A 13,354-nucleotide genomic window follows, 5' to 3' on the forward strand; every position below is an offset into this window, starting at 1 on the left:
CGATCCTGTTGCATTGCCAAAACAAAATACATCGACCTGAGAAGTATTTGGCGTTAAAGCCAATGGTGCGACAGGCTCTGTAATAATGAAGCTGTGCGATAATGTACATCCGTTAGCATCTGTTACACCAACAGTATATGTACCTGCCGTAACATTTGTAATTGAAGCTGTAGTCGATCCATTGTTCCAAACGTAAGTATATGGAGCAGTACCGCCATTTACAGCAACCGTTGCCGATCCCGTAGCATTACCATTACATAATACATTAACCTGCGTTGTATTTGGCGTTGTAGCCAATGGTGCTATAGGCTGCGTAATCGTGAAAGAATGTGGCAGTACACATGCGTTGGCATCGGTTACATCAACCGTATATGTACCTGCTGCAAGACCTGTGATTGAATTTGTAGTTGCTCCATTGTTCCAAAGATAAGTGTACGGGGCAGTACCGCCATTTACAGCGATTGTAGCTGATCCGGTTGTATTACCAAAACATAAAACGTTAACCTGGGTTGTATTTGGTGTTGTAGCTAAAGGCTGGGCAGGCTGTGTAATCGTAAAGTTTTTAATAAGCTCACACCCATTGCCATCTTTAATGGTTACACTATAAGTTCCCGCAGTAACGTTTGTTATTGCATCTGTAGTCTGGCCATTGCTCCACAGGTAAGTATAGGTTCCAATACCGGTACCTCCCGTAGCCAGAACTGAAGCCGCTCCCGTGGCACTACCGTTACACAGTACATCAGTTTGTGCAGTTGTTGCAGAAAGATCTGCATTGCGTGTAACCGTAAATGAACAGGTTGCAGTATTACCCGAAGCATCTGTTACTAAAAATGTGTTCAGGGTCTGCCCTATCGGGAAAACAGATCCTGAAGCCAGTCCTGCAGTTTGTGTAAGTACTGATGACGGACAGTTGTCGCTGAATACAGGCGCTGTAAACGTAAAAGTTCCATCGCAGTTTGTAGTCGTTGCATCTGGAATGCAAGTAATTACCGGATTCTCAGTATCGTTCACAATAACATCAAAAGAGAAAGTATGAACAACATTATTACTGTCTGTATACTCAAATGTATTTGTTGTTGTACCAACAGGAAATACAGATCCAGCCGGTAAGCCTGCTACCTGAACAGGTATACGTTTTGCCGACCATTTAAGCGCGTTAGCCATTATTTGAGCACCCTGCGTAGCCTGACCCCATCCGGCGGAAGTAACTGTCGTTGAAGGTGGAAAGAAGTTAAGGCTCACCCTTTTTGCAGCCGAAAGTCCTGTGTTTTCTTTTGCGATGATTAAAGGAAGGCTATTATCGTAACTCGCTATTATGTATGATGACGGCGATATTGTTGTAGAAGTAGATACATAACTCTCAGGACCGGCATTAAATGCTGTAATGCCTGCAATTATCGGGTGAGTAGGAAGCTGAACAGAACCCAATGACCTTACGGTTCCACTCGCCTGCGGTGCAGGCATTAAAACCCTATAAGCAGGGGTATTGAACCTTCCAAGAAAATTATCTGCTGCATTGTCAAATATGGCGTCTGTCAGTCCTCCGCCCAAATCAATATAATCTGCAAGAAGATCGCCAACTGCTGCCGGGTTACTGCTTACATTATTGTTCCACGCGAGGATAGCATCATATTGTTTTAGTTGAGCAATTGTTGGTGTAGTAACCGATAAATCTAAAATATCAACTGCATCAAATTGTGCTGAGGCCGTTAACTTAGCTTTTACGTCATTTGCCTCACCCGGTATTATTGTATCGTGAAAAAGTAGCAAAAGTTTAGGTTTTACTACATTGAATGTAGGCGTTGCATAATTTACAATCGTCCCGCACTGCCCTGTAGTATTGCTTACTGTTATATTGTCATAATCTGACGGAAGCACAGTAACAATAGCTGTTGTAATTGCGGTATTGCCGCTTGCGTCAGTAGCTGTAAGCGTAACTAAATTTGAACCGATATTTGTCTGGTCAAACGATGTTTTGTTAAGCGATAGAGTTGGCGTACCGCAATTGTCTGTAGAGCCATTATCAACATTAGCAGGAGCTACTGTAACTGTTCCTGCCGGGCTAAGTGTAACAGTAATATTTTTTGAAATGGCTACAGGTACCTGGGTATCTTTTACTACAACGTCAAAAGAACAAGTTTGCTGTACATTGCTGCTATCATAATACGTATAGGTATTTGTAGTTGTACCTACAGGAAAAATACTGCCACTTGGTAGCCCTGCAGTCTGAGTATAGGGGTTTGCAACCCATTTTAAAGCATTAGCCATAATTTTAGCACCATCAGTTGAACTGTTCCAAGAGTTATTAAGAACGTCCTTAGACGGAGGGCTAAAACAAAGTAATGCTCTTTTAGCTTTTGCCGGCCCCACATTTTCCATTGCAACCGCTAATCTGTAACTACTATAGGTGTAAGATGCTACCAAATAAGCTGTAGGAACTAATGAATAACTACTATGCACTGCTCCTGTATTTGTAAAACTATTAACATTATCCATTATTGGATGAGAAGGCAGTGCAATTGCTCCTAACGTTGCTGTTAGATAAGTATATCCGGCCGGAGCTGAACTAAAAAAATTATACCCGGCAGGAAGATTTACCGCTAAGGCATTGCTGTATGCGCCCTCTACTACACCACCTCCGTTATCTATATAGGATTTTATAACAGTTCCTATACTTGCAGAACCTGAATAAAAATTGTTTCCCCAAAACAAAATAGCATTATATCCGTTTAATTGAGCCAAAGTAGGAATCCCCTGCGTATTCAAATTGTGAGTATCAACAACTCCAAATTGATTAGTAGCCACAAGTTTTGCCTTAACATCATTAATATTAATATCTTGATCATGTGCTAATAATAATACTTTTGGTAATATTGGAGCAAAGTTTGTAGTTGGCAATGTATAATTAACTACCGCACCGCACTGCCCTGTTACGGGAATCTGTACATAAGGGATTCCAGATACAGCCATAATACTAATATGGTTGGGAAAATTGCTATCAGCAGTAAAAGTAACGCTGGCAACTAATTTTGTTTGATTGGCTGCCGAAATATCCAATGTTACTTTGTGCATATTAACAGCAGTAGTATACGAAACATAATCCGGCGATCTTAAGCTTCGTCCAAAACCTGATAATATAAAATCCGGAGCAACGTAATAATCCCAGTCAGGAAAATTAAATCCTGTTACAGTTTGAGAAGTTCCATCAGTAAAATTTACTACAGAAGTAAAACCTTTTGTACCATTAGAGCCGAAACCCACCACATTAAGCGTTGTATAAGCTTTTGGAGTATTAAAAGTTAGTGTACCGCTTTGGCTTCCCCCTAAGTAAAGAACATTATTCTGGTTATAAGGCGCAAATTGATAACTGTCAAAACACCTGTTTACAATTCCGTTGTCAGGCAGTCCGCCAGACATACCACCGCCGGTAGCGTATGATTTCGTGTAAACACAGTTATTGCTACCATCAAGTCCTGAATTGGTAGAACCCGCTGCAGGAGCGGTTTCAGCTACACCGTCAACGTTGAAACCGGCCACGGGCACAGGCTCAAAATACTGGCTATAGCCTACTGTTGAAAATAGCAAGAGTAAGGCTATGCTAAATTTAGATAAGTAGTTTTTCTTCATATTGGTAGTGGTTTATTTTTGGAAATGAAATATTGCGCGAATATATGCAGATTAATGCATATATTTTACTGTTAAATAAAATATAATTATTTGTTAAACTCAATCATAATCGATTGAATAGAAACCCATTGAAAAATAACCGAAAATAGCGCAAATATATTCATTAGTATGCTTTAAAAACCACGTAAAAACACCCGATTTTAACGTAGAGTTATATTTTCCCCAACTCAATATTCATTTTTTAAATAAAAAAAAAGCCTCTAAAAAGTGGCTTTATTATGGCATTTAGATTATTTTAAGCCGGTATGGCAGAGATTTGATGGATAAGCGTATCTATATCGAAATTAGAGTTGGCTTTAACAATGGTGCCTTCTTCAAGATAATACACATCACAAAAACCTATTTCAACCCAAGTGCCCTCAGCAATTATATCTTCATCCAGGCTCTCAAGAAAGCCTTTGTAAGTGCCTTTTTCTACACCCTGTACGATTACAAAATTATCATGGGCTATCAGGTTTTTAATTTCAAAGGCGGCATCAGGAAACATATTGAACCTATTTTGCCATGAGATCATCACAGATGTTTCACCTGTAACGGTTATATTAAACGGAATATCCAGCCATTCGCTCTTAGCACTGCTTAGAGCATTAAGGTATTCAAAGTTTCTTTCGTTAACGGCATTATACAATCCTTGTATAATTGCAGCATTTTGTTCGTTTTTCATAGTGCCTTGTTTAATGGTTAGACTCACTTTTTAACGATACAAAATTACTGGCTATTAAACACGGAATTATTGTACAAAACAAAGTATTGATTACAAAATACAAACAATTTTTTAAAAAAACAGCCGCTGTAAAAGCGGCTGTAAGTAGTATCGTAATTTTTATTTCTTCAGAAGTTCATCTACCGCTTTTTTAAGCTGCTGGTCTTCCCCGTTATTTGTTTTACCCGGTTCATTCTTAACCTTAACATCCGGCTCCAGCTGGAAGTTTTCCATAAGCCTGTTTTCTTTTACGGTACGCATACCTATTTGCGGAATCCCGAAAATAGTCTTGCCGTCAATCATTTTTTCCCACCATACAGCCGTTCCTGTACCCGGCACCGGCATACCTATAAGCTTGCCAATATCAAGCGCTTTGTAGGTGTAAGGAAACATATGTGCATCGGAATAATTCCCCTCACTTATCAGCACCGCCGACGGTTTCTGCCATTTAAACAATGGTTCAGAGCCCATCTTCTGCCCTCTTGGCTCAAAGCTCATGTAAGGCTTACCGCTTAAAAATGTTGCAAGGTCGTCGTGAAGCCATCCTCCGCCATTAAATCGGGTATCTACAATAAGCGCTTCCCGGTCGTTATATTTACCTAACGCTTTCTCAAATACCTGACGAAAACTTTCAGAATTCATACCGGTTACGTGAACATAACCAAGGCGCCCATTAGATAATCGCTCAACATCTTTTTCCCTGTTTTTAACCCAGCGCTCATAAGCAAGTTTGTTTTCCTTCGTAAGCGTTATAGGCTCTATAACTTCATTCCAGCGTTTGCCTGATTTTGGGTCATGTACAGCAATAAGTGTTTTTTTGTCAGCTCTTCTGTTTAATAAAGCATAGTAATTTTGTGCCGAAGTTATTTTCATATCTTCTATGGCTTCTATTATAAAGCCTGCTTGTATTTTTTGCTTTGCCTTTAATAGCGGACTTTTATCCATTACCTCAGCAATCTTTACTCCTTCGCCGTTATAATTATTATCAATATAAATTCCTAATGAAGCAGTTGCATCATTAGCTTTGTTTGGCTCAGGACGGTAACGCCCGCCTGTGTGGGAAGCATTGGCCTCTCCCAGCATTTCACCCAGCAAATCGGCAAAATCTACCGAGTTGTTAATGTACGGAAGGAATTTAGCATATTCTTTTTTGTAGTAATCCCAGTCGGTTCCGTGCAGGTCCTGCAGGTAAAATTTCTTTTTAAACTGTCTCCAGGCATGCTCAAACATATAGCTGCGTTCGGCAGTTTCGTTCAGGTTCATCTCGCTGGAAAAGTTTACCGTCTCTTTCTTGGCATCTTTAAGACTGATCTTTACTATTTTACCTTCTTTATCTATAAGGAAAAGATTCTCTTCTTTTTTATCAAGGGCGATCTTGGAGTCTTCACTATTAAGGTTCACAAACAGTTTGGTTTCTTTTTCCCTGAATTTTGTACGCCAAAGGTTTGTACCTTCTTCAAAACGGGTTAAATAATAAATATTCTCGCCGTCTTTGTCTACCACAAAGTCTGAGAGCCTTGACGAATGTATGGTCAATTTCTCTTTTCGATCCTGAAGCCCTTCAAAATCAATTTTAACAGGTCTTACAGGTTCTGCCTTGTCGTCGTCTTTTTTATCTTTTTCCTTGTCTTTTTTGTCCGATGATCTGTCTTTATCCTTATCCTCTTTTTTAGCTTCTTCCTGCTCTTTCCACAGTGCATATTCTGCTTTGTTAAGCTGGAATTTTTTATGCGCTGCCTCGGTTAGGAAAATGGCATAAACATCGCTTTCAGATCCCCAGCTTCCGTGAGAGCGGAAACCTTCCTTGTCAGACGCCCAATAAACCATCTCCCCATCCATACCAAATTTAGGCTGCTGGTTGTTATACCCGCTTTCGCTAAGGTTAACAGGCATTTTACCATCGTTAACGTTTAGAAGTCCAATATCTGTGTTCCAACGATCGTAAGCAAAATAGTTAACTAAAAGCCATTTACTATCCGGAGACCAGGTATAGTACTGGTCGCCATCGCTATATGAATAATTATATTTTCCGGCCAATACAGTCCTTACTTTTCCAGACGCTCTGTTGAGTATATTTATTGTTGTACGTTCTTCAAGGAAAGCTATTTCTTTTCCATCAGGTGAATACTGTGCCTGAAACGATTCTTTCCCTGAACTCACCACTGTCGTCTCTTTAAGCTGGGTAGCGTCAAAAAAGTATTTTTCCTCTTTGTTTACGAGCGCAGCCTCATAAATATTCCAGCAGCCATCACGCTCGCCGGCATACAACAGTTTTCTTCCGTCAGGGCTAAACTGCACGTCACGTTCCTGATCAGGCGTATTGGTAATCCTCTTGGTCTGGCCAAATTCAACCGAAGTAACAAATACTTCTCCATGTACCACAAAAGCAACTTCCTTACCATTAGGCGAAACAGAAAATTCAGTTGCATCCTCACGAACAGGCTGCATAACTTTTTCATTATACCTTTCATCGCTTTGCAGCACTATAGCCACTTTTTGAGGCTGACCTCCATCTATTTGGGTATAAATTTCCCCATCCCAGGTATAGCAAAGAATACCATTGTCAGCACGGCTTAAAAAACGTACCGGATTCTTAGCAAAATTGGTTACCTGCTGTGCATCGCCTTCTTTGTTATTGGCAAGGTTTGCCTTCCATACATTAAAGGTGCCATTCCTTTCACTTAAGAAAAAGTAAGTGCCGTTTGTACCGAAAACAGGGTTCCGTTCTTCAACATTACTTTCGGTTACAGGATAATATTGTTTTTCTTTTGTATTGTAAAGCCAGAGGTCCCGCGTTACCGATGATGTATGGTGTTTTCTCCATGGGTCTTCATATCCTTTTTTATCGTGAAAGAAAAGCCAGGTGCCGTCAGGGCTGTAATTTGCCATTTCTGCCGGGGTAGATAGTATGCGTTTCTCCTGCCCTCCTGCCGTACTAATTTCATACAGTTCAGACAGTACAGCTGTAGGGAATATAGACGAAGCTACATCGTCAAGCCTTGAGGAACTGAATAATACCTTGTCGCCCGATGGCGAGAAATCGGTTGGGATATCATCTGCCGAATGGTAAGTAAGCCTTTTTGCCACTCCACCTGTCGACGGAATTAAAAATACATCTTTGTTTCCATAACGCATAGATGAGAAAGCCAGCTGCTTTCCGTCGTTGCTCCATACAGGATCGGCATCATAGGCTTCATGAATGGTGAGCCTTACTGCTTCTCCACCTGCTGCGGGTACTTTAAAAATATCCCCCTGATAGGAAAATGCTATTTGGGCACCATCCGGAGATATGGCCGCGTTACGAAGCCATTTTGGGGCGGTATTAAGATTAGACTGGGCATATATGCTGCCTACAGTCATTAATGCGAAGTAAAATATGTTTTTACACATAGAAAAGATATTGATGATTGTATCACAAATATAAACCTTTTCTAAAAAGCTGTAAGCAAATGCTTTATTTTAAGACCAACTGTACATTACACCGTTTTAACTTCGGTAAAATGTTTGATGCCAAAATGAAGCAGCTGTAATGCAAGATTAGCCAGCAGGTAATCCTTGTATATATAAGTTGTGTTGATGTGCAGTGCTATCTTGTCAAAAAGGCATTTAAGATCGCATTGCTGAACCTCCTGCAACGGAAAAGGCCCATAGCCATTCTGATAAAATATAGGGAATTTTTTAAGGCTGTTTTTTACCTTTTTCGGGATTTGGTCCTCTTTGACAGAAAAAATAAGTCCGTCATCAATCCCGGCCGGAATTTGAGACGACGAAGGATCAAGCAGTAGAAGCGAGCTTTCGTTCTCTCTTGTAAAAAGGCAGAATGTATACCAGCCCGAATTGTGGATAGCAGCATGCTGTGGCATCCTGTATATTTGGTAATGAAGATTATACATAACACATAGTCCTAACAATTATTTTCATATCACATAATTTTGCTATAAGCCAAACTTATAGTACAAAAGTAGTACAGCATTACCTCAAAGCGTTTACCAACATCAAACTATTGATTACGGTATTCAAACAATTGTTTCGGTTTGAAGCAAGAGAATTGTTTGAATTATACAATCTTTCCTTTGCATTTTACATACCTTTATACTAACTATGAGCGTAATTTTGTAAAACGAAAAATAAATCCAACCCTTTCATAAATTATTATAAATCATGGGAAAGACAGAAACACTCGAAGATTTATACAAAGACAAATTTAACTGGATGCCTGAAGGCCTTCAAAAAGATTTGGGACACTTTAATGTTTTCAGGCATGAAGACTGCATGGGTCCCGGCAAAGAACCTGTAAAATATACAAGAAGAGATTATTATAAGATAGCGCTTATACGAGGTCATTATATTTACCATTATGCTGATAAAAGCTTAGAGGTAAATGGCAGCACATTGCTGTTCTTTAACCCTACCGTGCCTTACACCTTTGAAGCGCTTACACAAGATACCACAGGTTTCTTCTGTATCTTTAAAGAAGCTTTTTTTAGCGAACATATGCGCAGCAGCCTTAAAGACCTGCCTATGTATACTCCGGGAGCAAGCCCTGCTTATGTACTCGACGTTACACAGGATGAATACATAACAAATGTATTTACAAAAATGGCAGATGAAATGAAAGGCGATTATCAGTTTAAATTTGACCTGATACGTAACTATGTCATGGAAATGATTCATTATTCTATTAAAATGCGCCCAAGCGAAACGCTGTATACGCACATTGATGCTAACTCACGCATTACCTCTGTATTTACAGAGCTTTTAGAACGTCAGTTCCCTATAGAATCACCAGCCCAGCAATTTGCACTGCGCAGTGCAAAAGATTTTGCCAGCCAGCTCAATGTGCATGTTAACCACCTTAACCGTGCCATAAAGCTTACCACCGGCAAAACAACATCAGACCACATTTTTGAAAGGCTTCTTAGCGAAGCAAAGGCACTTCTACGCCATACCGACTGGAATATCTCTGAAATAAGTTATGCCCTTGGCTTTGATGAGTCGGCACATTTTAACCATTTTTTTAAGAAGTTTACCGATGCAACGCCATCTTCATTCAGAAGCTAACACGAATACAATTACAAAAAAAAAGGACGGCTCCATAACAGAGTCGTCCTTTTCCATTAAATACTGGTTGTCCTGCTTATGGCACCTGTGTGCCTGCAGGATTTTCTTTAGAGTCGCTTGCGCCTCCTGTATCTATAATCGTATCGTTATCTTTTACAACAGTATCAATCGGGCTTTCGCGGGTTTCTTCTGTTGTATCAATGGTTTCGGTATCTGTAGTTGTTTCTTCTTTATGCTTACATGACGTAAGGCTCAGCGAAGCCAGTAGCACCGAAGCCATAATTGTATTTCTTAGCAATGAAGTTTTCATAAGCCCTTTAATTTAAGTTAGTTATTCCTTTCAGGTAAAGTTAGGGCTTAATATGTTGCTGTTTTCTTAGCGCTATATTAAAAAAAGCATAATTATAGGCATTAAAAAAGGCAGCCTTAGCTGCCTTATACTTATGGTTTTTTAACCGTCACTGTATCTGTTTCAACAGAAATGGTGTCTTTTGCTCCATTTTCGTCAACCTGAGTTTCAGTTGTAGTGACCGTGTCACCGTCTACAGCAGTAGTTTCTGTTTCAGTAGTTGTTTCTGTTTCTTTTTTGCAAGATGTCATAGTAAGACCTCCTACAAGCACAGCTGCTAAAAGCAGGCTTTTCAGCGTAATTTTCATATCATTTGTTTTACTTGGTTACTCTTTATAAAAAAAGGCAGCTAAAAGCTGCCTTATTCATTATTGTACTTTCTTAACAGTATCTGTTACAGTAGTATCGTTTGCTGTTCCAGGAGCATCTACTTCAGTTTCAGTAGTTGTAGTAGCAGTATCGCCTTCAACTGTAGTTTCTGTTTCAGTAGTTGTTTCTGTTTCTTTGTCTTTACAAGATGTCATAGTAAGACCTCCTACAAGTACAGCTGCCATAAGGAAGCTTCTCAATGTGATTTTCATGATGTTTCTCTATTAAGTGATTAGTGATAATGGTCAAATATAGGTATTTAACACTTTAAAAATCTTAATGTTTTATTAAAAATTAACTATAACGTATGAAACTACCTCATAAACTCAAATTTATCTTTATTGCTATTATGTTCTCTTGCAAGGGTGTCTTTCATCCTCTTTAAATGATAATCTGATATCACCCAGCTCATTGGGAACGACATATCTTCTTTTTCACCTTTTTTTACAGCAGTTTTATAAAGACTATAATTTATATAGGACCGCAATGTGTCACTATTAAAATTTTCGCTGAAATATTCCCTTAGTACCTCGTCGCCAAATCCTGTACCTGTGTCAGATGTTTTTAATACCGTTAACAGCGGTGACGCAAGGTCGTTGGTTAAGGGGTGTATTCTTCCTGATGCCTTTTTCTTGGTATCAGAATTTGTAAGATGCAGGATGTGGAATGTAAACCTGTCATAAGCAGGATTGCCCTTTTTTAATGCCAGGTAAGCTTTTAGCTGCTTAAGGAACTCCAGCGTGGTACCTGCCCCGGAATTGTCATAGTAGCCGCCATCTACAAAATACCTGTCGTGTATCTTGCCGGCAGGTGATACAAACGGGAAACGCGAACTAAGCACCGCAGCTGTGCTGAATCTTATATCTGTCCTGCTATCCTTTTTTTTCAGGCTGTCAACGAGAGACAACACATCTGTCCTGTACCATTTCAGCTTGTCTTTTTTAGGGATTACAGGGCTTATCACTCCGGGATAGCTGTTATCTACCTGTGTTGTATTTATAAACAGGAGCGGCAGCCTGCCCGAAAAGTCATATACTTTAGATAATGGCCTGCCGTAATAATGCGGAATTACAGTATCATATTCGGGCGTTATATTATCCTCGGCGGGACTTTCAGAAAAGCTTCTTTCTAATACATCTGCCCTGTTATCCAAACCAAGCGGAATGATATACTGAAAAATATCGGGGCCTAAAAGCCTGCCAAGCGTAAAGGTTAAAAAGTCCTTTTGAAAAAAGCTGTCGCTGTATTTTCTATACTTTTTAATACCTTTTTCGTCATCGGCTTTAAGCAAGGCATAAAACGCCGTATTGCCTACACTCCCGCCGGAAGCCCCTGCAAGGCAAAGTATATGTTCCTTGAAAGAATTATTCGGATCTTTTGCCACGCTCTTATCCTGGAGGTCGCACATAACACTGCTTGACCACTGACCTGCCCTTGAGGCACCACCATCTGATAAAACAATATAGATATCAAATTTCTTATCAGGATTCTTTATATAAGTTCTGTTGGTTTTCATAAGATCCATGCGCCGCAGGAACCAGTCATTAAGATATTTATCGGTAGACGGGCGGTCTTTCATATAACTGAAGTCAGGGCTGGCGGCAATCGTTCGTACGCAGTATGGATCGTTTATGCCTCCCATAATAAATGCCCATATATACAGGAAAAGGAAAAAATTAATCCGCGTCCTGATATTAATCATGGTAATTATGTTAGACAGGCCGATGATGATTCCCATGGCAAGCAGTGCAAATGCCAGTGCCCCCATGAAGGCCGATACGTAAATAGAAAATATTCCGCTCAGGTACATGAAAATTGCTACCATAGCAAAACCGGTAAATAGCTTAAACCCCCACTGCTCAGCACCTATAAAATCTTCCCTGATCTTAAGGAAAGTCATGATTTTAGTTATGCTGTTTTGAGGGTAGCTGTCATCTTTAGCCCTCGACCTGTCTATACTTTCTCTTCTTTTAACGAAAAAGATAACAGCAAAGCATTGCAGCATAAAAAACACTAGCATATAGATGTTAAGCCAAAATATATGCCTGTTTGTGCCTACCTCAATATTGCCATCCTGCCATCGCACAATAAAAGTAATTATCGTTATGCTGTAAAGTGCAGCAAAGCCGATTGCAACAATACGCTTCCATAATTCAACATCCTTTTTAATGGCAGCATTCAAAAAGAAATAAAAACAGTTGTGCAGGGAAATAAACAATACCAGCCACCATCCGTCAAGCGTAGGCGATGCCGTGGGCAGGCTTATTATCGCTGCCTGGAGGCATACAAAACAGTTGTAGGCAATAAGCCTGGGCATGTGCTTTTGCAGTTGCGTGGTGTACATGATAAGCGCCCTTTGCTTTTGATCGACAGCATTCATGTCTACCGGGTTCTTGTCGTGTTTCTTTTGCTGTTTTATATAGCTCAGCATCCTGCCGCTATACCATAAGATTACCGCCCAAAGCACACAACCCGTAATTGTACAGAATGCAGGGAACAGGTTCTCCCCTGCCTGTATTACAACATCTATACCCTGGTCTACCACGATAAGCAGATAATATATGGCAATTACAGAAAGTATACTGCCTATATTAAGCCAGATGGATTTAAAGAGAATAGAAAGGTGTTTCATAATACTGTAGGTTGGGTTGGATAAGCCAAAAATAACCATTCTGTAAGAAAAAATAGTACGGGATAACCGTAAAATTACATTGCAACAAATCAAAAAAAGTCTTAGAATGGAACTATGTTGGGATTTATCTTTTTACAAGAACACGATTTTATAAAATCCCGGTTCTAAAACGAAATAGTTACATGGATTTAACGCTTACCTTTATAACATACTTATAACATATATGTGGTGTTATAGGGATTTATTGGTTATTAAGATCCCCCCATTTCCCGTGGGGGGATTTTTATTATATCACAATTAGTCCAATTACATGCCCTTGTTATGTAAAATTCAGTATCTTAGTAGAATCATTCAAATTAAAAAACAGATTATGACTATTGAAAACGTAATTGGCCTTGTCATCAGCGCTGCTGTAGTTATCGGTTCTATTCCTTTCTTACTTAGAAAAAAAGCGGGCAACTGTAACGAACGTAAGCTACAGCCTATTAAAGTTAAAAGCAAAGAGTAACAACGCTCATTTTATAAAACAAGAATCCTTCTGAAAAGAAGGATT

The 13,354-nt window shown here is 39.6% G+C and carries 10 protein-coding genes; 2 read left to right on the forward strand and 8 right to left on the reverse strand.

The features are described from left to right. From R1T16_RS14730 to R1T16_RS14745, 4 genes are all read right to left on the reverse strand, one after another. Positions 1-3,627, reverse strand: a 3,627-nt coding sequence (locus tag R1T16_RS14730; RefSeq protein ID WP_317501885.1) for an HYR domain-containing protein, incomplete at its 3' end; no start/stop codon positions are given. A 295-nt stretch (positions 3,628-3,922) separates the two neighbouring features. Further along, positions 3,923-4,351, reverse strand: a complete 429-nt coding sequence (locus tag R1T16_RS14735) for a nuclear transport factor 2 family protein (RefSeq protein WP_317501886.1) — start codon at positions 4,349-4,351, stop codon at positions 3,923-3,925. A 159-nt stretch (positions 4,352-4,510) separates the two neighbouring features. Then, on the reverse strand, positions 4,511-7,780 hold the full coding sequence (locus R1T16_RS14740; RefSeq protein ID WP_317501887.1) for a S41 family peptidase: 3,270 nt from the start codon (positions 7,778-7,780) through the stop codon (positions 4,511-4,513). An 86-nt stretch (positions 7,781-7,866) separates the two neighbouring features. After that, complete coding sequence (locus tag R1T16_RS14745) at positions 7,867-8,253, reverse strand: hypothetical protein (RefSeq protein WP_317501888.1); 387 nt, start codon at positions 8,251-8,253, stop codon at positions 7,867-7,869. A gap of 298 nt (positions 8,254-8,551) precedes the next feature. Between R1T16_RS14745 and R1T16_RS14750 the strand changes: the two genes are divergently transcribed. Beyond that, positions 8,552-9,451 carry a helix-turn-helix transcriptional regulator gene (locus R1T16_RS14750; RefSeq protein ID WP_317501889.1) on the forward strand — a complete coding sequence of 300 codons (900 nt, stop codon included), beginning with the start codon at positions 8,552-8,554 and terminating at the stop codon, positions 9,449-9,451. 76 nt (positions 9,452-9,527) lie between these two features. On the opposite strand, the gene R1T16_RS14755 is transcribed toward R1T16_RS14750, so the two are convergent. The 4 genes from R1T16_RS14755 to R1T16_RS14770 all read right to left on the reverse strand — a co-directional run bounded on the left by R1T16_RS14755 (position 9,528) and on the right by R1T16_RS14770 (position 12,801). Further along, entirely contained in the window at positions 9,528-9,761 is a 234-nt protein-coding gene (locus tag R1T16_RS14755; RefSeq protein ID WP_317501890.1) for a hypothetical protein, read from the reverse strand. A 131-nt stretch (positions 9,762-9,892) separates the two neighbouring features. Further along, entirely contained in the window at positions 9,893-10,108 is a 216-nt protein-coding gene (locus tag R1T16_RS14760; protein ID WP_317501891.1) for a hypothetical protein, read from the reverse strand. 60 nt (positions 10,109-10,168) lie between these two features. Further along, on the reverse strand, positions 10,169-10,381 hold the full coding sequence (locus R1T16_RS14765) for a hypothetical protein (protein ID WP_317501892.1): 213 nt from the start codon (positions 10,379-10,381) through the stop codon (positions 10,169-10,171). 101 nt (positions 10,382-10,482) lie between these two features. Then, positions 10,483-12,801: a hypothetical protein gene (locus tag R1T16_RS14770; protein WP_317501893.1), complete on the reverse strand. Its 2,319-nt coding sequence runs from the start codon at positions 12,799-12,801 to the stop codon at positions 10,483-10,485. A gap of 370 nt (positions 12,802-13,171) precedes the next feature. Between R1T16_RS14770 and R1T16_RS14775 the strand changes: the two genes are divergently transcribed. Then, entirely contained in the window at positions 13,172-13,309 is a 138-nt protein-coding gene (locus tag R1T16_RS14775; RefSeq protein WP_317501894.1) for a hypothetical protein, read from the forward strand. The last annotated feature ends 45 nt before the right edge of the window (positions 13,310-13,354 follow it).

The organism is Flavobacterium sp. DG1-102-2 (assembly GCF_033042555.1).
In the GTDB taxonomy this organism is placed as follows: Bacteria; Bacteroidota; Bacteroidia; order Flavobacteriales; family Flavobacteriaceae; genus Flavobacterium.